Origin of the sequence: Sutcliffiella horikoshii (genome assembly GCF_002157855.1) — a bacterium.
GTDB lineage: Bacteria > Bacillota > Bacilli > Bacillales > Bacillaceae_I > Sutcliffiella_A > Sutcliffiella_A horikoshii_C.
This window is the reverse complement of sequence record NZ_CP020880.1, coordinates 368,180-387,368: the sequence shown is the minus strand read 5'-3', so window position 1 is coordinate 387,368 and position 19,189 is coordinate 368,180. Positions and strand designations below refer to the sequence as shown.

The 19,189-nt window shown below is 37.2% G+C and carries 21 protein-coding genes; 9 read left to right on the top strand and 12 right to left on the bottom strand.

What is annotated here, in order from left to right; genetic code table 11:
• Nucleotides 1–163: 163 nt before the first annotated feature.
• Nucleotides 164–1,405, top strand: a complete 1,242-nt coding sequence (locus B4U37_RS02085) for a sugar ABC transporter substrate-binding protein (protein WP_245840033.1) — start codon at nucleotides 164–166, stop codon at nucleotides 1,403–1,405.
• A gap of 68 nt (nucleotides 1,406–1,473) precedes the next feature.
• Here B4U37_RS02085 and corA read toward each other — a convergent pair whose 3' ends face one another.
• The 3 genes from corA to B4U37_RS22520 all read right to left on the bottom strand — a co-directional run bounded on the left by corA (nucleotide 1,474) and on the right by B4U37_RS22520 (nucleotide 3,716).
• Nucleotides 1,474–2,433: a magnesium/cobalt transporter CorA gene (corA, locus tag B4U37_RS02080; protein WP_088016859.1), complete on the bottom strand. Its 960-nt coding sequence runs from the start codon at nucleotides 2,431–2,433 to the stop codon at nucleotides 1,474–1,476.
• Nucleotides 2,434–2,505: 72 nt separating this feature from the next.
• The gene (locus tag B4U37_RS02075) at nucleotides 2,506–2,928 is read right to left on the bottom strand and encodes a hypothetical protein (protein WP_088016858.1); all 423 of its coding nucleotides are present in this window, start codon (nucleotides 2,926–2,928) and stop codon (nucleotides 2,506–2,508) included.
• Between the two features lie 161 nt (nucleotides 2,929–3,089).
• Nucleotides 3,090–3,716, bottom strand: a complete 627-nt coding sequence (locus B4U37_RS22520; RefSeq protein WP_088016857.1) for an excalibur calcium-binding domain-containing protein — start codon at nucleotides 3,714–3,716, stop codon at nucleotides 3,090–3,092.
• Nucleotides 3,717–3,975: 259 nt separating this feature from the next.
• On the opposite strand from B4U37_RS22520, the gene B4U37_RS02065 reads away from it, so the two are divergent.
• From B4U37_RS02065 to B4U37_RS02055, 3 genes are read left to right on the top strand one after another with little or no spacing between them, the layout of a single operon-like run.
• The gene (locus B4U37_RS02065; RefSeq protein WP_088016856.1) at nucleotides 3,976–4,320 is read left to right on the top strand and encodes an ArsR/SmtB family transcription factor; all 345 of its coding nucleotides are present in this window, start codon (nucleotides 3,976–3,978) and stop codon (nucleotides 4,318–4,320) included.
• Nucleotides 4,317–4,772, top strand: coding sequence for an SRPBCC family protein (locus B4U37_RS02060; RefSeq protein WP_010191712.1), 456 nt, complete (start codon nucleotides 4,317–4,319; stop codon nucleotides 4,770–4,772). The genes B4U37_RS02065 and B4U37_RS02060 overlap by 4 nt, the downstream gene beginning before the upstream one ends.
• 26 nt (nucleotides 4,773–4,798) lie before the next feature.
• Nucleotides 4,799–5,002 carry a hypothetical protein gene (locus tag B4U37_RS02055; RefSeq protein ID WP_010191715.1) on the top strand — a complete coding sequence of 68 codons (204 nt, stop codon included), beginning with the start codon at nucleotides 4,799–4,801 and terminating at the stop codon, nucleotides 5,000–5,002.
• A 309-nt stretch (nucleotides 5,003–5,311) separates the two neighbouring features.
• On the opposite strand, the gene B4U37_RS02050 is transcribed toward B4U37_RS02055, so the two are convergent.
• The 8 genes from B4U37_RS02050 to zwf all read right to left on the bottom strand — a co-directional run bounded on the left by B4U37_RS02050 (nucleotide 5,312) and on the right by zwf (nucleotide 12,826).
• The gene (locus B4U37_RS02050) at nucleotides 5,312–6,175 is read right to left on the bottom strand and encodes an SDR family oxidoreductase (RefSeq protein ID WP_088016855.1); all 864 of its coding nucleotides are present in this window, start codon (nucleotides 6,173–6,175) and stop codon (nucleotides 5,312–5,314) included.
• 83 nt (nucleotides 6,176–6,258) lie between these two features.
• Entirely contained in the window at nucleotides 6,259–7,365 is a 1,107-nt protein-coding gene (gene mnmA / locus B4U37_RS02045; protein WP_088016854.1) for a tRNA 2-thiouridine(34) synthase MnmA, read from the bottom strand.
• Nucleotides 7,366–7,403: 38 nt separating this feature from the next.
• Nucleotides 7,404–8,348, bottom strand: coding sequence for an LLM class oxidoreductase (locus B4U37_RS02040; RefSeq protein ID WP_088016853.1), 945 nt, complete (start codon nucleotides 8,346–8,348; stop codon nucleotides 7,404–7,406).
• 429 nt (nucleotides 8,349–8,777) lie between these two features.
• Nucleotides 8,778–9,194, bottom strand: coding sequence for an Rrf2 family transcriptional regulator (locus tag B4U37_RS02035; RefSeq protein WP_010191722.1), 417 nt, complete (start codon nucleotides 9,192–9,194; stop codon nucleotides 8,778–8,780).
• A 173-nt stretch (nucleotides 9,195–9,367) separates the two neighbouring features.
• Nucleotides 9,368–9,718 (bottom strand): transcriptional activator HxlR, encoded by a 351-nt coding sequence (gene hxlR, locus B4U37_RS02030; protein ID WP_010191723.1) that lies wholly within the window; start codon nucleotides 9,716–9,718, stop codon nucleotides 9,368–9,370.
• A gap of 156 nt (nucleotides 9,719–9,874) precedes the next feature.
• The gene (locus B4U37_RS02025; protein WP_010191724.1) at nucleotides 9,875–10,366 is read right to left on the bottom strand and encodes a hypothetical protein; all 492 of its coding nucleotides are present in this window, start codon (nucleotides 10,364–10,366) and stop codon (nucleotides 9,875–9,877) included.
• Between the two features lie 72 nt (nucleotides 10,367–10,438).
• The gene (gnd, locus tag B4U37_RS02020; RefSeq protein WP_088016852.1) at nucleotides 10,439–11,332 is read right to left on the bottom strand and encodes a phosphogluconate dehydrogenase (NAD(+)-dependent, decarboxylating); all 894 of its coding nucleotides are present in this window, start codon (nucleotides 11,330–11,332) and stop codon (nucleotides 10,439–10,441) included.
• A 36-nt stretch (nucleotides 11,333–11,368) separates the two neighbouring features.
• Nucleotides 11,369–12,826, bottom strand: coding sequence for a glucose-6-phosphate dehydrogenase (zwf, locus tag B4U37_RS02015; protein WP_088016851.1), 1,458 nt, complete (start codon nucleotides 12,824–12,826; stop codon nucleotides 11,369–11,371).
• Between the two features lie 483 nt (nucleotides 12,827–13,309).
• Here zwf and hxlA point away from each other — a divergent pair, with 483 nt between their 5' ends.
• The 3 genes from hxlA (at nucleotide 13,310) to B4U37_RS02000 (ending at nucleotide 15,340) form a co-directional block, all read left to right on the top strand.
• Entirely contained in the window at nucleotides 13,310–13,942 is a 633-nt protein-coding gene (gene hxlA, locus B4U37_RS02010; RefSeq protein ID WP_010191728.1) for a 3-hexulose-6-phosphate synthase, read from the top strand.
• Nucleotides 13,943–13,950: 8 nt separating this feature from the next.
• Nucleotides 13,951–14,508 (top strand): 6-phospho-3-hexuloisomerase, encoded by a 558-nt coding sequence (hxlB, locus tag B4U37_RS02005; protein ID WP_010191730.1) that lies wholly within the window; start codon nucleotides 13,951–13,953, stop codon nucleotides 14,506–14,508.
• A 112-nt stretch (nucleotides 14,509–14,620) separates the two neighbouring features.
• A complete protein-coding gene (locus tag B4U37_RS02000; RefSeq protein ID WP_088016850.1) occupies nucleotides 14,621–15,340 on the top strand; it encodes a 3-ketoacyl-ACP reductase in 720 nt (239 codons plus the stop codon).
• 92 nt (nucleotides 15,341–15,432) lie between these two features.
• Here the strand turns inward: B4U37_RS02000 and B4U37_RS01995 are convergent, their stop codons facing one another.
• Nucleotides 15,433–16,440, bottom strand: coding sequence for a DUF3231 family protein (locus B4U37_RS01995; protein ID WP_010191733.1), 1,008 nt, complete (start codon nucleotides 16,438–16,440; stop codon nucleotides 15,433–15,435).
• Nucleotides 16,441–16,592: 152 nt separating this feature from the next.
• On the opposite strand from B4U37_RS01995, the gene B4U37_RS01990 reads away from it, so the two are divergent.
• Together B4U37_RS01990 and B4U37_RS01985 are read left to right on the top strand one after the other, a co-directional pair.
• A complete protein-coding gene (locus B4U37_RS01990) occupies nucleotides 16,593–18,068 on the top strand; it encodes a spore germination protein (protein WP_010191734.1) in 1,476 nt (491 codons plus the stop codon).
• Between the two features lie 5 nt (nucleotides 18,069–18,073).
• Nucleotides 18,074–19,189 (top strand): GerAB/ArcD/ProY family transporter, encoded by a 1,116-nt coding sequence (locus B4U37_RS01985; protein ID WP_010191735.1) that lies wholly within the window; start codon nucleotides 18,074–18,076, stop codon nucleotides 19,187–19,189.

The following is a 19,189-nucleotide window of genomic DNA, read 5'->3' as shown; positions in this document are numbered from 1 at the left end:
GTTAACCTAATCTACTTAAAGTTGATTAAATTGTAAGCGCTTATAATCAGAATACTTTTTAATCACTTAACCGATTAACCCTCATGGAAGGTGGTGATAACATTTATTCAACTCGAAAATTAACATGCTTATCGTATTCAATAAAAAGGGGGAGAAAGTTATAATGAAAAATAAATTGGCTATTCTATCTTCAATTTTAGTATTGATGTTCTTAGTTGCTTGTGGTCCAGACAGAGCACAGAATAGTAATTCAGATACAAGTGAAGCAGGTGTTCCAGAGGAATTATTAGTTTGGACACCAACAGATCAAGCTCCAGCGGTTGAAGAAATTGTAAAAGGATTTACTGATGAAACAGGTATTGCCGTAAAAGTCCTTCCATTTGCGATGGATAAACAAGAAGAAGCATTGTCACTTGACGGTCCGGCTGGAAAAGGTCCTGACTTGTTCTTCCAACCGGGTATCGGAAGCTTGGCAGTGAAAGGGTTAGTTCGACCAATGGAAGTGGATCAAGCAATTCTTGATACTTATTCAGAAGGTTCAGTAGAAGCTTTAAGTTTTGAGGGAGAAGTTTATGGACTTCCTGCTGTCGTAGAATCCCTTGCACTTTACTATAATAAAGATCTTGTTCCAGAAGCACCAGAGACAATCGCAGATTTAGAAGAAATCGCGGAATCATTAACCGATATGCCTAACAATAAGTTTGGTTTCTTATATCCTGCAATAGATTTTTATTTCTCTTTTCCATTTATGGCGGGGTATGGAGCAGAGATTTTTGGTCAAGAAAACGATGTCTATGATACGAGCGATATAGGTATCGCAAGCGAAGGAGCTCAACAAGGTGGACAATTAATTCAAAGTTGGTTTGAAAAAGGCTACCTTCCACAAGGAATAACAATGGATGTAGTAGGTGGTTTATTTACTCAAGGGGATGTAGGTGCCATCATTAATGGTCCTTGGGCACTTAAAGAGTTACAAGAGCAACTAGGGGATAAATTAGGAACAGCTCCACTACCAAAGCTTGAGAATGGTGAACATCCTATCACGTTTTTAGGAACAAAAGGCTGGATGCTTTCTGAATTCACGGAATACCCAAAAGAGGCAACAGAATTAGCAATTTATTTAACGAATGAAGAATCATTGAACTATTACTTTGCTGAAACAGGAGAAATGCCAGCAAAATCCTCCATCCTTAGCAGCGAGGAATTTCAAAATGATCCTTTATTAACTGGTTTTGCAACACAACTTGAGCATGCAAAGCCTTTCCCTCCAGTACCTGCACTTTCAGCAGTTTGGGATCCAATGGCTAATGCATTGACATTTATTTCAGAGGGCGATGATGTCAATGAAACATTAGAAGATGCCAAAGAAGCAATTAGTCAAGAAATAGAAATGAATTACGAGTAAAACAAAATGCCTAGAAGTTATCTTGCCTCAAACAGGAAAACTTCTAGGCAACTTTTGCATTAAAGCCCTTACTTAAACCATCCCTTCCACTTAAACCAAATAAACAAGCTAACCCCCATGACGGCCATGACTCCAAGCGCAACAAAGTATCCGTATCTCCAAGTCAACTCCGGCATATATTGAAAGTTCATCCCGTAAATCCCCGCGATAAAAGTCAACGGCGCGAAGATGGAGGTGATAATGGTCAGGACCTTCATCACATTGTTGGCTTGATGGGAGTTCAAGGAAAGGTAATTATCCCGAATGTCCGCCGTCAATTCTCGGTTGGAGGTAACTAGGTCAGAAAGCTTCAGCAGATGGTCATAAATATCCGCGAAGTACTCTTTTCTTTTCATCACCCCATCCAGACGATGCGTATTTAGCATGCGGTACAGCAGATCCCGCATCGGGTTGATCGTATGTCTTAGATCCAATAAGGAATACCTCGTATCGAACAGCTCGTCCATCAACTGATTCATCGATTTATCTTGCGTGTTTTCCTCAATCTTGTCCAACTGATCCTCCAGCTTATATAGCAACGGAAAATAATCATCCACAATGTCGTCTAGGATTTCATAAAACACATAATACTCATCCCAGTTTTCCACGTCTTTTGGTGGCTTGTCCAGGCTCTTCCACACCGTATCCACCTCTTTAGAAGGTGCATGGTGAAAACTCACAATAAAATTCTCCCCTAAAAAGAAATTCACTTCCTCTTTATGAAGCTCATCTTCCCTTTGTTGAATACTGTGCGTCACGAAAAACGTATGATCCTCATAATGATCAAGCTTCGGCCGCTGTAGTCTATGTATACAATCCTCTATCGCCAATGGATGGAAGTGAAAAGTGCTGTCTAAATGTTTTATTTCCTCTTCCGTCGGTTGATTGAAGTCAACCCAAATCCATTTATAGGCGTTTCTATCGAGGTTATTGATGTTAATGTTTTTGGTGATTTGATGATCCCTTGTCATTCCGGCTATTCTTATCATTTGGCTGTCCCCTCACAATCGTATAGGGTTTTTATACCCGGAATTGTTGGGTTTTAAAAGTGGGGGGCTGAATCATTCTACATGCTCTAATTCCTCTAACCTTTTGTTTGTTAAAAAACTAATTTGATAGATATTATCCTTACTTTCTACCCAATATTCATAAGTAACCCCTGGTTCATTTTCAAACACAACACTAATATAATTTGGATTTAGGTGTTTGTAGCCGTCCTTACGGTGAGGAACAGTGGAAATCGTCCATTCTTCATCTGAATAATGCTCTTCTAAGTAAGGCCTTAGTAATTGCACCTTCTTATCAATTTGCGCATCGATCCAAAAAGGACGAACGACAAAAAATATACAATAAGCTATTAATATAGCTAAGGCTAATAACCAACCAATTTTTCGCCATCTACTTTTAAAAAAGAATGAGATAAATAGGATTGAGACAATTATGAGCCCGACAATCATTGATTCTATTATTTCTGTTGGATGCATTAAAGCTGTCCTCCTTTATTTACGCCTGCCAGAAAGTAGAGGGACGGTTTTGTTTCATTAGTGGGTTTAGAAAGTCTAAAACCATTCCTCTGACATCTAAGAGAAAATAAAAAAATCCCGTTTCACTATTTGAAAAGGGATTTTTGATTATAAAAGTGGTACTATCTTTCACATGCAAAATTATCTTTATCTCTATCCATCTTTTTTTGATAGGCTGGATGATCAGAAGCTACGCCATTTGGATATTTCGTTCTTAGTTCAGTACAATTTGCAAAGACCTCTACCACTTCATTTGAAGGTGCTTCTGCCTTTGCCTTGGCTTCTGCTTCTTCTGCCGCTTTGGCCTCTGCTTCTGCTGCCGCCTTGGCCTCTGCTTCTGCTGCCGCCTTGGCCTCTGCTTCTGCTGCCGCCTTGGCTGCTGCTTCTTCTGCCGCCTTGGCTGCTGCTTCTTCTGCCGCCTTGGCTGCTGCTTCTGCCTCTGCTTTAGCTGCTGCTTCCGCCTCTGCTTTAGCTGCCGCTTCTGCCTCTGCTTTAGCTGCCGCTTCTGCCTCTGCTTTAGCTGCTGCTTCTGCCTCTGCCTCTGCTTTAGCTGCCGCTTCTGCCTCTGCTTTAGCTGCTGCTTCTGCCTCTGCCTCTGCTTTAGCTGCCGCTTCCGCCTCTGCTTTGTCCTCAGTACTCTTTTCCTCAATCTTATCCTCTGCTTGTGAGGTATTTGAAGTTTCAGATGAACAAGCAACTAAACTAAAAATCAAAAATAAGGATGATAAGCCTACTAAATACTTTTTCAATTCCATATCCCCCAAAATAATTTTCCTATTATTTTATAACAATATCATATATTGTTATATATTTACTTAATTTAGAAAAATTTATACAAACTTGAAAAGGGGCCTACGTGAGCTTGGATCTTGTCTGGAGAACATGGGAACCGTCCCGTTGCTTTTCAAAACTGAACTAATTATAAATAAAGCGATTTACCTCATAATAAAAAGGCGCAGCGTTTTTTTTTATTTGCAATTAACATCATTATAGTTTATAGTTAACCACATGGTTAACTATAATGATAAAAATCTAGATGATATTTTTTACGTACTATCAGATCCAACTAGGAGAGCAATCATACAAGAATTATCAAAAGGAGAAAAAACGACGAAAAAGTTGGCTGAACCATTTGATATGTCCTTACCCGCCATTTCAAAGCACATGAAGGTTCTAGAAACTGCTGGTCTCGTCTCCTACAACAAGGTTGGAAGATATAAGTATTATTCTCTTCAATCAAAAGCAATTGAAGATGCTTCTAATTGGTTAAGTGACCTAAAGTCATTCTGGGAAGCGCAATTTACAAGTTTAGAAAAATTTTTATTAAACGAAAAAGGAGAGAGTAAAGAATGATTACAAAAAATAGTGCACAAGAATTCACGTTACAATTAAGCAACACATATCCAGTAAAGAAGGAAAAGGTTTTTCATGCATGGACAAAGCCTGAGCAATTAGAACAATGGTGGGGTCCAGAAGGCTTTAAAACTACGATTGATGAAATGAATGTTGAAGTAAATGGAAGTTATAAATTTAATATGCATGCTCCTGATGGAAGTGTACATGTCGTAGGAGGACAATATCTTGAGATTACGCCAAATGATCAATTAGTCTTTACATGGAAATGGGATAATCATGAAGCTGATTTCCCAATAACCAAAGTAACTGTGGATTTCTTAGAAACAGAGGAAGGGACTAAAGTTACTATTCATCATACTGGACTACCAAGCGAAGAGTCAGCTCAACATCATACACACGGTTGGACAAGCTTCTTAGAAGTTACATTAGAAACATATTTACAAAAATAAAAAAAACGACAAATGGAGGGATTCGTATGAACAATGCTAAAAAGGTTGAATTTGATGGTCATTGTGCTTTTGCTGTAAGTGTAGGAAAAAAAGATGTTCCTAGTAAAAGTAAGTATTTTATTATTGATAATGAGAAGAAATTTCATTTTTCAAATCCTGTAGCTAAATTTTTATGGAAGGTTCTTCCTGGTAGAAAGCAAAAAGCTGAATCAAATTGGTTATCCCGATAAAATGTGAATAGAGATTCGCTGCATCCAATCGTGAAAGACCTATCGACTAAGACAAAAATGGTAAATAGATTAGCCATTACAATGAGAAGCCTCTTTTATATACCCAATTTTGTTAGCAATTTGCACATGAACCAAATGGGATTGCGTTAGCAAAATGTTAGCAAGTTAAATTTAACAATTTTAGGAAACACTTCTTGCTAAGGAATTACTTATAATTAACGGGATAAATATTGTATTGGCATTAACATCAACATAGAAACCGACCTTTCTAATAATAAAGGTCGGTTTAAACTAAGTCGATTTTTCTCTTTAAGAGATACCATTAACAATTTGATTGAGTCCGTCACTAATAGGTGTAGCTGAGCGCCCAAGTAGTTTTTCGAAGTCATTGCTTTCTACTTCAAGCGTACCTTCTCTAATGCCTGTTTGGATTTCCACAAGAAAAGGAAGAAGAAAATCTGGTACACCTGCACCCTTCATAATGTTTGCATAAGTTTTGTCATCAACTTGTTGTACTGGTACTTCTTTACCCAATACATTACCAAGAGCTGATACAAACTCTTCCTGTGTTAATAGTTTTCCAGAAAGCTCGTAGATAGTATTTTCGTGCCCACTACCAGTCAATACCGCAACCGCAGCATCTGCATAATCTTGTTGTAATGCCCATCCTACCTTACCATTTCCTGCTGATGTCACCCAAGGAGCACCTGCTAGAACTCCTTGAATACTTGAAATTTCATTTTCCAAATACCAATTATTTCTTAAAAAAGAATAAGGAATACCTGTTTTCATAATAGCTTCTTCTGTTGCTTTATGCGTTGGAGCAAGGGGATTTGCGCTTTCCTTTGCATTCGCTATGCTAGTATAAGCAATAAATTTCACTCCAGCTCGCTCAGCCGCAGCTATTGCATTCGCGTGTTGTCGTATTCTTGTTTCATTTTCCCCATCCGCAGAGATAATTAGCAAGCGATCAACGCCAGCAAAAGCCGCATCAAGTGTTTCCGGATAATCAAAATCACCTTTTCGGACATCTACTCCTCGAGCCCGTAATCCTTCTGCTTTCTCTGGATTACGAACACTAACAGCTAATTGGTTTACTGGTACCTTTTTTAATAAAGTCTCTACAATTTTAGAACCTAATTTTCCTGTCGCTCCTGTTACTAACATTTTCATATATTATTCCCCCGATATACTTTTTTTAATAGTGTAGCAATGATTGAACTTTCACGTATGTGTCACCTAAGTTAAAAACGGATTTAGGCATTCTCCCATTTTTTAATAACACGGTCTATTGTTCCCCCACCAATACATATATCACCATCATACAGAACAACCGCTTGTCCGGGGGTAATAGCCCTTTGTCTTTTGTGAAAATAAATCTTTGCTGTTCCATCTTCTTGCGGATACACTGTTACCTCTTGATCCTCTTGACGGTATCTCATTTTGGCGGTACAACTAAATTCTTGCTTAAAAGTTAGATCTGTTTTAAACCAATTCATACCAATAGCCTCTAAACCTTCTGAATAAAGTCCTTCGTTATGAAACCCTTGACCGACAATCAGAATATTACGCTTTAAGTCTTTACCAATGACAAACCAAGGCTCCCCCGATCCGCCAATGCCAAGACCTTGACGTTGACCAATAGTATAATACATAAGACCATCATGGTGACCTTTAAATTCTCCATCTGAGGTTTGCATTTCACCAGGTTGAGCTGGCAAAAAACCACTTAAAAATTCCTTAAAATTTCGTTCACCGATAAAGCAAATACCCGTACTATCTTTTTTCTTTGCTGTTGCAAGACCTGCCTCTATCGCAATCTCACGCACTTCCTTTTTGGATAAATGCCCAAGCGGAAACATAGTTTTCGATAATTGCTTTTGAGAAAGAGCATTAAGGAAGTATGATTGGTCTTTATTATAATCAGCACCTCTCAACAATCGGAATTGTCCATCTTTTTCTTCGACTCGTGCATAGTGACCTGTTGCGATATAGTCAGCCCCAATGGACATCGCATGATTTAAAAAGGCCTTAAATTTGATCTCTTTATTGCACATGACGTCAGGATTAGGTGTCCGACCTGATTTGTACTCCTCTAGAAAGTATGTGAAGACTTTATCCCAATATTGTTTTTCAAAATTAACAGCATAATACGGGATCCCAATTTGATTACAAACCTTAATCACATCTTCGTAGTCTTCAGTTGCTGTACAGAAACCACTTTCATCAGTATCATCCCAATTTTTCATAAAAATGCCAACTACATCATATCCTTGCTCTTTAAGCAGCAAAGCTGTAACCGATGAATCAACACCTCCAGACATACCGACTACTACTCTTGTATCTTCTGGTCTTTTCTTCATACCTCTCACCACCTTTCAATCTCTTATTCAATTAAATGTTACTTAAATGCAGGAAACTGAGGTGCTACCTTTTCTCCTAATTCATTAATTACATCCTCTGCCGGACGTTGACCATATTTTAAATTCAAAATAACATGATTAACTCCAATTTCTTGTAAGCGATTCAGAAATTCAATTAAAAATTTGTATCCACTCCTAAACCCAAGGTGAATAGGAGTAGGACCTTCATCCGGATCTTTTGCTAAATCAATATAAAGTGATTGAGAAAATGGCTGAAAATCATACGTTAAAGAACGCCAATCATCAATGAGTTTAGCTTGTACATCAATGTTTCGTGGGTAACTAATCCAACCATCACTGTTTTTTGCTATCCACTCCAGTGACTGTCCTGAACGACCTGTCACGAAAACTGGAATATCTGATAAAACTGGTTTTGGCAAGAGGTCACCTTGTTCTAACCAAACTCTTTGTGAGTTGATCAGTGGGAATGACTGTTTCCATGCCTCTTTCATAACAAAAAATGACTCTTGAAATAATTCGGTTCGTTCTTCTTGGTTAACTTTATATGCAGAAAATTCAATAGGTCGGTCTCCAGTTGCAATACCCAAAAGAAGCCTTTGATTGGATATTTGATCTACAGATGCAGCGGCTTTCGCTAGATCAAGTGGATGACGTAGTGTCGTCACAATGCTCCCTGTCCCTAATGCAATCTCTTTTGTTTGAGCTGCTAAGTAACCTAGAAATACCCAAGGATCATATATTTGACCAACATCACCAAAGGACGGGTCATTCAACGGAACATCTCTAACAAATAAAGAAGCGAAATTAGCCTGCTCAGCTATTCGAGCAAGATCTATCTGATGCTTTAAATCCATGACCGGCATACTTCCCTTATATGCTTCTAAAGGAAAGAATAACCCGAGTGAAAGTTTGTTTTCTTGAAATGTACGTGAATAACCTTTGTGCTTTTCAAATTTATTCATACTTTTTAAACTCTCCCCTTTTATAACTAACCTATCAGTCTTCCTATGTTTAATAAGTGAACTTGCCTGTTAATTATGCAGTTTCTTGCTTCACTGATTTTTGATTTGCGACATGATATTTGCCCCCACTCTGTAAAAAAAACATGAATGGTCGTAATTCGGAATGGCCACATTTAGGACAATGACCAATTTCTTTAGTTATCGTTAGGCATCTGTCGCAAACGTGTCTATGTTTTGCATTTGACATAACCATACATTTATCATACCTTTCTTTATTTTATTGAATGAAACCTCATAAGATTTATCGAAATTAACTGAACTTAAAATAGTTACAGTTTACACAAAAAGAAACCTAAAACATCTAACTAAAATAGCATTTCCCATCTGTAACAAAAAAGATTACATTTAAATCAAAAATAAAACAACTTATTAATATTGTTTTATTTTCTTTAAGATGGATGCAATGGAAATACGATCGAGGTACGCTGAAAAATATTGATCGGTTTCCTCAAAGACCTCATCCATCACAAGTTGAATATTAGAAGCAACCACACATTCCTCTTCAGGATCTCCAGAGCACCAATTTGGTTTAATCGTTGCACCTGACACTGAGCGATAGATTTGCCCCAATGTAATTTCATCAGGATCTCTTTGAAGAATGTAGCCTCCTCCTATTCCTTCCTTTGTTCGTACAAATCCATGGTTACGCAAACAACTCATTATTTTACGAATTCTTGCTGGATTTGTGGAAACATTGTCTGCAATCTTTTGACTACTTGCCATATGATCAGGCAAATGCGCTAAAAGAACTAAGCTATGAACGGCTATCGTAAATTCACTATTCACTGGATTTCACTTCCTCTTGGCACCTGTACTGTAATATTAATTAATACAGTTTAAAAAGTCAATGAAATGATTAATTACATTTATACTAATTTTTAGCAGTAATTAAAAAAGAGGTTGACTACCTCGACCGGAGTCAACCATAAATCACCAGTAAGATTCCACCTAAAAGACTTTTATCTTACTAAAGGATTCAACCCAACAGTTTCCATATAATCTTTTCCCCAGTTATACATAGCATCGAGAATCGGCATCAAGCTTCTTCCTTGTTCAGTAAGGGAGTATTCTACTTTTGGAGGAACCACGGGATAGACTACGCGTTTTACAATCAAGTCTTCTTCCAGTTCTCGCAATTGATTAACTAGCATTCTCTGCGTAATCCCTGGCATTAGAGCTTTCAATTCACCAAATCGCTTCGTTCCCTCTTTCCCTAGATGCCATAGTATAAGCATCTTCCATTTACCACCGATAACGGAAAGTGTTAATTCTTTTTCACAATTAAACATCTTTTCCTGCATTCGCGACATTTATCATCACCTCCATATTTATTATAGCCCATAGTATACTTTTTTCACTAAATAAAATATAAGTCTGTACTTGTTATATCCTTCCATACTAATTACATTAGCAGTGAACATATTATTCTCTATTCTGATGTTCAATAGGAAGATGCGTTACGGAAACTAGTGAGAGCTTTCAACACGAGCACTTAAAATATCTTCTGTTGTGATTTCAAGTAGTTTCTCCAGGAACCTAATTGTTCCTATTGTTCCTATTATATTTTCCTCCGTTTTAACGTTTTCCATTTTCTTATCATCTATCAAATCACTAAGAACTTTTCTGAAAGCACTGCTTTTTATTAGCCACTCTCCAATCAGTTCTTTTGTTGCAGATCTTTCAAATTCATTTTTCACAGCAAATAAACTTTCTCTTTTTGTTTCTATTATAGTAATAGCATTTAAATCAGAATTCATCCGTATCTTAAAATATCTCTTTTCACTATTATAATAATTTTCATTCCTCAACCGAAAATACTCTACACCTATAGTGATTTCGTAAAAAGAAGCTGTCTCTGTAACATATTGAACGTCTTTCACTTCAACATTTTCCAATAGATCTAGATAAGTTTCTATTCCATACTGAGTATTTATCATTTTTGCATCCAATACATTCATGAACTACACATCCTTTCCTACCATCATATTTATTGTTTCATTACCATCTCACAAATAACAGATGTAATTCTTTTAGTTTTTTTCAACACCATGTCCACCAAATTCGTTTCTTAATGCAGCTACCACTTTACCTGTAAAGGTATCGTTGTCTAATGAACGGTAACGCATCAAAAGCGACATTGCGATAACAGGAGTGGCTGCTTGTAAATCTAGAGCTGTTTCAACTGTCCATTTCCCTTCACCAGAAGAGTGCATAATCCCTTTAATTTCATCTAGCTTTGCATCTTTTGAAAATGCACGTTCAGTCAACTCCATGAGCCATGAACGAATAACGGAGCCGTTATTCCACACTCTAGCTACTTTTTCGTAGTCAAAATCGAATTCGCTTTTTTCTAGCACCTCGAATCCTTCACCAATCGCTGCCATCATTCCGTATTCAATTCCATTGTGAATCATTTTTAAGAAATGGCCGCTCCCTGCTTTACCAGCATAGATAAATCCATTTTCGACAGCTGTATCCTTGAAAATAGGTTCCACGACGCTCCAGGCTTCAGGGTCTCCACCAATCATATAACATGCTCCATTACGAGCACCTTCCATTCCACCAGAAGTACCGGCATCCATGAAGTGAACTCCTACCTCCTTTAGCTGGTTATATCTGCGGATGGATTCCTTATAGTGAGAATTCCCAGCTTCAATTACGATATCTCCAGCGCTTAATAATGGTGTCATTTCAGCAATTACTGAATCCACTACAGCATGCGGAACCATAATCCATACAACTCTTGGTTTTGCTAATGATGCAACAAGTTCTTTTAAATCAGATGTACCTTGAGCACCGTATTTCTTCATTTCTTCAACGGAACTTCTATTTACATCGAAAGCTACTACTTCATGCTTGTTATCAATTAAATTTTGACCTAAGTTTAATCCCATTTTTCCTAAACCAATTAATCCAATTTTCATATTCATTTCCTCCTTAATATTGTTCATCTTTTATTACTACCACCATTTATATCCTTCCTCTGCCAATAATCGACGGGAAGCATCTGGTCCCGTTGACCCGGATGGATATAATTGAAGGGGAATTGTATTTTCCTCAAAAGCCTCTAAGATAGGCTGTACCCATTTCCAAGACAACTCCACTTCTTTCCAATGCGCAAAGAATGTTGAGTCGCCACGCATTGCATCGTAAATTAAACGCTCATACGCTTCAGGAACATCTTCTTGCTTAGAAGAAAAATCAACACTGACTGGTTCGATTTTTCCATTGTTTAATGGGTTTTTACTATTTAATTGTAATGAAACACTTTCGTTTGGATTGATTTCAATCACTAATAGATTTGGCGCAGTTTCTTCTTCTTGACCCCTATACAAATCCTTTAAAGTATTTTTGAATTCAATCACAATTCGGGTGGATTTCTCTGTCATTCTTTTTCCTGTACGGATATAGAAAGGAACCCCTCTCCAAAAATCATCATCCACATATAGACGGGCAGCTACAAATGTGTCATTTAATGAAGAAGGAGCAACTTCAGGTTCTCCCGTATAGCCAACAACTGGTTTACCTTGGATTTCACCAGGACCATATTGACCTCGAATCACATGATTCATTACATTCTCTTTCTTTAACGGACGAAGTGATTCTATTATTTTTCTCTTTTCATTGCGGATCTCTTCTGCACTAATTTGTTTTGGCAGCTGCATTGCTGTCATCATCAACATTTGTAGCATATGATTTTGAAACATGTCGCGAATAGCCCCAGCTTTATCATAATAATCAGCTCTTTCTTCAACCCCAACTGTTTCGGTTGCAGTTATTTGCACATTTGCAATGTATTGGTTGTTCCATAATGCTTGAAGCACTGGATTTGCAAATCCTAACGCTTCCAGGTTTTGTACCATCGGCTTTCCAAGATAGTGGTCGATGCGAAAAATTTCTTCTTCATCAAAAGCTTTGCTTAGTTTATCGTTTAATACTTGAGCTGATTTTAGGTCATGCCCAAACGGTTTTTCGATAATAAGACGTTTCCAACCTTTAGTAGAACCTAGACCACTCTCTTTAATGTTGGAAGCAATCACATTAAAAAGCTCTGGAGCAACAGATAGGTAGAACATACGATTTTCTGGAATATTCAATTCTTCCTCACGTTGTTTAATGAGCTCAAGTAATCCTTTATATCCTTCAGCCTTGATAGCATCTACATGGCTATAACGAAAGGCACGGATAAACACTTCAAGGTTTGAATCGTCATGAAGTGATCGTCTAGAAAATGCTTTTAAAGAATCTTTCACATGTTTTTGGAAATCAGTATCTGATAATTCTCCTCTGCCCACCCCAATAATGGAGATGGGCAGAGGTAATTTTTTATCCAAAAATAAATTATATAGAGCAGGGAAGATTTTTCTTTTTGCTAAGTCCCCTGTCGCCCCAAATAAGACAAATGTCATTGCCTCCATTTTACATACCTCCAAAATCAGAAATAAATTTCAGTATTTCGTGAAACATTGTTGCAACAAGATGTAAGTATAATACCTACATTTTTCAAATGGAAGTACGCACTTTTTATTTAAATAGTGATAAAAAAATAACTTACTAACAAAATGTATACCATAGGAAATTAACTCTTCTATTTATGTGCAAAAAAAATTAAAAGCCAGTGTGAGCATCCTCTCCCTGGCCACAAACATATATGATATTAATTTTTTGAGAACAGTATTTTTTATGTGTTGAAGCTTTGGGCATAATAAGCGGGCTATTTAAACGGAAGGTGTCACAAACAGCGATTTGTATCACGGTATACTTTTTAGCACTATGTAAAATAAAAGTGCGTACTTTTAATAGTGAAACATACGTTGTATACTTGCAATTGTTCAGTGATAGGCCATGGTGGAAAAGCTATCACTGTACAACAATAAAAAAAATTATAGGAGTGAATATAGATGGAATTACAATTAGCATTAGATTTAGTAAATATTCCGGAAGCAATTGAGTTAGTTAAAGAAGTGGAGGATCACATTGATATCGTCGAAATCGGTACACCGGTTGTAATCAATGAAGGACTTCATGCAGTAAAAGCAGTAAAAGAAGCATTCCCTAACTTAAAGGTATTAGCAGACCTAAAAATCATGGATGCAGCTGGTTATGAAGTAATGAAAGCTTCTGAAGCTGGTGCAGATATCGTGACAATTCTTGGAACTGCTGAAGATATGTCCATTAAAGGTGCTGTTGAAGAAGCGAAAAAACAAGGTAAAAAAATCCTTGTTGATATGATTGCTGTTAAAGACCTTGCTGGACGTGCAAAAGAAGTGGACGCTATGGGCGTTGATTATATTTGTGTTCATACTGGCTACGATCTTCAAGCAGTTGGAAAGAACTCTTTTGAAGATTTACAAACCATCAAAAGTGTTGTGAAAAATGCTAAAACTGCAATCGCAGGTGGTATTAAGTTAGACACACTTCCAGAAGTTATCAAAGTACAACCAGACCTTGTCATTGTAGGTGGCGGGATTACTGGACAAGCTGATAAAAAAGCTGCTGCTGCAAAAATGCAACAAATGATTAATCAAGGGTAATTCAGATCATGAATACAACTCAATACCTAGCTAAAATCATAAAAGAGTTAATTCGCTCGGGAGATTTAATTTCCAATGATGAAGCTGAAAAATTAGTTAATGGGATTCTTGAATCCAAAAAAATCTTTGTTGCTGGCGCAGGTAGATCTGGATTTATGGCCAAATCATTTGCCATGAGAATGATGCACATGGGGATAGATGCCTATGTGATTGGCGAAACAGTAACCCCTACCTTTGAAAAAGATGACATCTTAATCATTGGATCAGGTTCAGGAGAAACAAAAGGTTTAGTTTCCATGGCTGAGAAAGCAAAAAGCATCGGTGGGACTATTGCAGCTGTAACGATTTTCCCTGAGTCCACTATTGGACAATTAGCGGATATCACTATTAAGATGCCTGGATCACCTAAAGATCAGTCGGAGAGTAATTTTAAGACGATTCAACCAATGGGCTCTTTATTTGAGCAAACACTTTTACTATTTTACGACGCTGTGATTCTTCGGTTCATGGAGAAAAAAGGCTTGGATACCAATAAAATGTACGGTAAACACGCCAACTTAGAATAAATATATTAATCCTCGAGTTCTAAATAGGAAAGACCGCAAGCTGTTTATAAGCAAGTTTGCGGTCTTTCTGCTAAAATGAACTACTATTTATAATAATTTTAGGAGTGATAAAATGATTTCTTTGAATGGAAAAACAGCAATTGTTACAGGCGCAGGAAGAGGCATTGGACGTGCTACTGCTATCGCCTTAGCAAAAGAGGGCGTTCATTTAGGCCTAATCGGCTTAAATATGTCTAATTTAGAAAAGGTAGCTGCAGAACTACAACAATTTGATGTGAAGGTGTCTGCAGCAACAGCAGATGTAACCGATCTTGAATCCGTTACCCATGCTGTAGAACATATCAAATCAGACTTAGGCCCAATTGATATCCTAATCAACAATGCTGGTGTTGCTAAATTTGGAGGGTTCCTTGATCTAACACCAGATGAATGGGAAAAAATCATCCAAGTCAATTTAATGGGTGTGTATAATGTAACAAGAGCAGTATTACCAGGAATGATCGAAAGAAAATCAGGAGATATCATCAATATCTCTTCATCAGCCGGCCAAAAAGGTGCTCCTGTTACAAGTGCATACAGTGCTTCTAAATTCGCTGTTTTAGGACTAACAGAATCACTTATGCTAGAAGTAAGAAAACATAATGTTCGTGTCACTGCTTTAACACCAAGTACGGTCGTTACAGATTTAGCGATTGATACAAATCTTGTTAAAGGCAATGAAGAAAACGTGATGCACCCAGAAGACCTTGCAGAATTAGTCGTGGCTAGTTTGAAATTTAATCCAAGAGTATTTGTAAAAACAGCTGGATTATGGTCAACAAATCCATCATAAACAAAAGCAGATCCGTTTGGGTCTGCTTTTTTAGTTCGTACAAAAAACTCTTATATGTATCCATGATACAAGGAAAGTATGAACACCTTGTTCTAATTCTTCGTCAGGTTTTCATGGTCAGTGGCAGTAGGGGGTTGTTCCATCCAACCGTTTTCAATTAATAGATTCATACCATCTTCAGCGATTAAAGCAATTTCCATATTCATTCGAGCGTAATCAGCGGATAAATCTCTTCTTTGACACATTGATAAAGCCTCCCCATAATAACCAAGTGCAGCAGATAGTAGTGTGGCTATATGGAAAAGCATAAGCTTATCAGAAAAGGGAGGTACGGTTGAATCGGTTACTTCTGATTCAAATATCCTTGGTTTATGGAGATTCTCCTCTTCTAACATTACACCCAGTATATGAAAGTGCCTTTTACAAAGTTTTCGAGCACGTTCAAAATACTCTCGCACTTCTTTAGATTGGCATACTTGACCGAATCCTAATTCTAATACCATTTTGACCATGTTTTTTTGCATATTTAGATGTGCACCACTGATTTCGATAGCATTTATCGGTCTTCGCTTTCCGAACCATCCAGTTAAATAGTTTTGTTTCTTAATAAAATCAATCTTTTGTTTGTTATTTAATGTAGGAGGCTTACTAAGAATTCCCTCTGATAAAGCGACGCTAGTGACCCTATCATATAATTCCAACGTTTGAGAAGTACATTCAATAAGATATTTTCTGACATCTTCTCGAATACAAACACTTGTTGCACCAGCATATCTAGTCAAGCCGTGTATCGCCATAATTTGCAGATAAATAACCTTAAATGTATCCGTAAATAAACTAGGAGCGGTTACCGTTACATCATCATCTGTGAACCCTATTGGAATGGGATAGTTTTCTTGTATTAAAAATTGTTTTGTTCTTTCTATATGGGTTTCTGATAATTCTAAGGCAAATTGAAGTAAAGCACGAGTATGTTCATCCTTAGCATCATTTAAGAAATAACGAAAAACACAACGTGACATACTATCATTTACATATTGTGACCAGATGATGCCATATTCTGAGGCATTAATTTTCTCTTGGTGATTAACCTGATCCATTTTCTAAACCCTCCTTACTTTTACAGAAATAGGTTAACCAATAACAATATATTATATTTATTATAAACTTTTCTGATGGTATAAATTGGCTGATTTTGAACACAATATCAATGGTGCAAATACATTATTATCTTATCTGGAGATTGATGTTCATGTTTTGGAAGGGGACGAGTACAAGCGTGAGAATTAGCACAGAGCAAGCCCAACATACACCAATCACACTAGAGGTTATCCGTGAACGCTTAGGCAATATGGAAGACGCTGAAATAATAGAACATCAAACACCTAATGTTTCGACCATTATACTGGTATACATAAGAACATTGATTGATAACGAAAGGTTGAATGAATCTGTCATTCAACCTTTACGGAACTGTAGCAATGAAAATCAATTGGAATGTATTTCCGCCACCAACATTCCAGGAACTTTAACGGTGGAAGAGGCCGAAAAACAATTGATGCTGGGATCCATCCTTATTTTTGACACCGATGAAAATCAATGGTGTTCAGTCAATCTTAAAGATTCGTCAGGAAGAGCGATAGAAACCTCTGAAACAGAAACAATCCTTTATGGAGCCAAGGACAGTTTCACTGAAAACATAGAACAGAATATAGCATTGATTCGCAGAAGGCTGCCAATAACAACCTTGAAAACAGAAAAATTCACGGTTGGATCACTAACTGAAACAAATGTTGTCTTAATGTATATCGAAGGTATAACCAATACTAAATTCATAACGATTGCCAGGGAAAAAATCAAAAATGTCAATTTTGACCAAATCCTTGACTCCTCCCAACTAGCAGCTTTTATGGAAGATCACACACATACTGTCTTTCCACAATTTCAACAAACTGACCGTCCTGATGTGTGTGCCTTCGCACTTGGCGTTGGTAAACTTGTCATACTGGTCGATAATACACCGTTTGCTCTGAATGCTCCAATCACCTTTTTCCATTTATTCCAATCACCTGAGGATTATATTAATCGTTGGATTGTTGCAAGCTTCTTGCGGATCATAAGATATTTAAGTTTCATGTTCTCCTTACTGATGATTCCACTATATGTTGCGTTAACGACACATCATTATCAGATGATTCCCTTGCAAATTTTATTCGTCCTTGTGGATACGAGAAGTCAATTGCCACTAAGCCCGTTTTGGGAATCGCTCATTATGTTGGTAACAATTGAAATCATTAAAGAAGCAAGTCTAAGAATGCCTACAAAATCTGGTCAAACATTAGGCGTCATCGGTGGGATTGTCGTTGGACAGGCAGCTGTAGAAGCAGGGTTCGCTAGTCAAGTTCTGATCGTTTTGGTTGGTATTTCTGCTATCGCTTCGTTTCTAGTGCCGAATTATTTGATGTCCAAAGCCAACACTTTGATACAGTTCATACTATTGATCCTTGCTTCTTATCTTGGAGTAATGGGCATTTTTATGGGAATCCTTTTACTTTTTGTCCATATGAACGCACTTACTTCCTTGAAGCAGCCATATTTAGTGCCTGTTACACCTTTTTATGGAAAAGATTGGCTTGATCTATTTATTCGCGGACCATTGCAATGGATGAAAACAAGGCCAGAGGCTCTTCATCCTTTACAGAAATGGCGTTATAGCCGAAGGAGATAATCCCATTGACTGAACTTTCATTGTTCGAGAAAACCTCATCATATGACGGTGTTTATATGACTTTGATGGTCAACAGGATACAGATGCTATATTTTGCAATCATCATGCCAGTTTTTCTCATATACCCCTATATGATTTGGATGATTATCATCGTAGGCGGACTATCACAGGTCAGTATATTCATGTTATCGAAATGGTTTACTTCCAAGTATGCATCCAAAGGCTACGAAGGTTTTGTAGACCTTTTCGGTGAGCGTATGGTACGGTTACTTTCTTTCATCGGAATCGGTTTCATTTTATTAAAAGTAACAGTAATCACACTTGGATATGTAGAAGTAGTACAACATTTTATCTTCCCTGCAGTGAATACGAATTGGATGATCCTTTTCATTTTGCTTATTTGCTGGTATGTTGCTTCACTAGGGATGAACAGTACGATCCGTTTTATCGTCATCGCTTTTTTGTTTACAGCTCCAATGCTTTTGTTATTATTGAAATTCCCTTTTCAGCCTTTTGCTACTATACATGATCTATTTCCGTTAATACCATATGAATGGACGATGAAATCATGGAAAAGTGTGTTGTTTATATGGTCCGCCTTATCTGGGCCAGAATATTTGGTTTTACTTGCACCTTGGTTCAATACGAGAGAAAAAATCCTCAAATACATGACAATCGGAAATACATTTACCGTTTTTGAATATCTGTTTATATTCATTGCATCTTTGTTTTTTTTCGGATCCCATTATCTTGGAGAAAACAAATTGCCGGTCGTGGAAATGATACGCTACCTTAATTTTCCGGTATTTGAGCGAATTGATATAATTTTTATCTCTGTATACTTATTTCACTTTGTATTCGCCATATCAATATTCCTCTTACTTTTTTATGGTGCCATTCGCATCACTCTAAAGAAATCAAAAGTTCAAACGACTCGATTAGGTTTTGCATTATGTTGTTCTACAATTATCCTTTGTTTAATGATACTTAATGAAATGTTGTGGAAAAAGGCAACTAATCAAAATATTTTGTTAGAACTAGCGATATGGGCAGGAGCACTCACTTATTTATTCGTACCATTATTTCTTTTCCTCTCTTTAAAGCGAAAGGTCCGTGACTAG

Excerpts from the sequence above, each read along its gene's own strand:
- B4U37_RS02085 (WP_245840033.1), top strand. The coding sequence starts at position 164 with ATGAAAAATAAATTGGCTATTCTATCTTCAATTTTAGTATTGATGTTC.
- corA (WP_088016859.1), bottom strand. The coding sequence starts at position 2,433 with ATGATAAGAATAGCCGGAATGACAAGGGATCATCAAATCACCAAAAAC.
- B4U37_RS02075 (WP_088016858.1), bottom strand. The coding sequence starts at position 2,928 with ATGCATCCAACAGAAATAATAGAATCAATGATTGTCGGGCTCATAATT.
- B4U37_RS02065 (WP_088016856.1), top strand. The coding sequence starts at position 3,976 with ATGGTTAACTATAATGATAAAAATCTAGATGATATTTTTTACGTACTA.
- B4U37_RS02060 (WP_010191712.1), top strand. The coding sequence starts at position 4,317 with ATGATTACAAAAAATAGTGCACAAGAATTCACGTTACAATTAAGCAAC.
- B4U37_RS02055 (WP_010191715.1), top strand. The coding sequence starts at position 4,799 with ATGAACAATGCTAAAAAGGTTGAATTTGATGGTCATTGTGCTTTTGCT.
- B4U37_RS02050 (WP_088016855.1), bottom strand. The coding sequence starts at position 6,175 with ATGAAAATGTTAGTAACAGGAGCGACAGGAAAATTAGGTTCTAAAATT.
- mnmA (WP_088016854.1), bottom strand. The coding sequence starts at position 7,365 with ATGAAGAAAAGACCAGAAGATACAAGAGTAGTAGTCGGTATGTCTGGA.
- B4U37_RS02040 (WP_088016853.1), bottom strand. The coding sequence starts at position 8,348 with ATGAATAAATTTGAAAAGCACAAAGGTTATTCACGTACATTTCAAGAA.
- hxlR (WP_010191723.1), bottom strand. The coding sequence starts at position 9,718 with ATGTCGCGAATGCAGGAAAAGATGTTTAATTGTGAAAAAGAATTAACA.
- B4U37_RS02025 (WP_010191724.1), bottom strand. The coding sequence starts at position 10,366 with ATGAATGTATTGGATGCAAAAATGATAAATACTCAGTATGGAATAGAA.
- gnd (WP_088016852.1), bottom strand. The coding sequence starts at position 11,332 with ATGAAAATTGGATTAATTGGTTTAGGAAAAATGGGATTAAACTTAGGT.
- zwf (WP_088016851.1), bottom strand. The coding sequence starts at position 12,826 with ATGGAGGCAATGACATTTGTCTTATTTGGGGCGACAGGGGACTTAGCA.
- hxlA (WP_010191728.1), top strand. The coding sequence starts at position 13,310 with ATGGAATTACAATTAGCATTAGATTTAGTAAATATTCCGGAAGCAATT.
- hxlB (WP_010191730.1), top strand. The coding sequence starts at position 13,951 with ATGAATACAACTCAATACCTAGCTAAAATCATAAAAGAGTTAATTCGC.
- B4U37_RS02000 (WP_088016850.1), top strand. The coding sequence starts at position 14,621 with ATGATTTCTTTGAATGGAAAAACAGCAATTGTTACAGGCGCAGGAAGA.
- B4U37_RS01995 (WP_010191733.1), bottom strand. The coding sequence starts at position 16,440 with ATGGATCAGGTTAATCACCAAGAGAAAATTAATGCCTCAGAATATGGC.
- B4U37_RS01990 (WP_010191734.1), top strand. The coding sequence starts at position 16,593 with ATGTTTTGGAAGGGGACGAGTACAAGCGTGAGAATTAGCACAGAGCAA.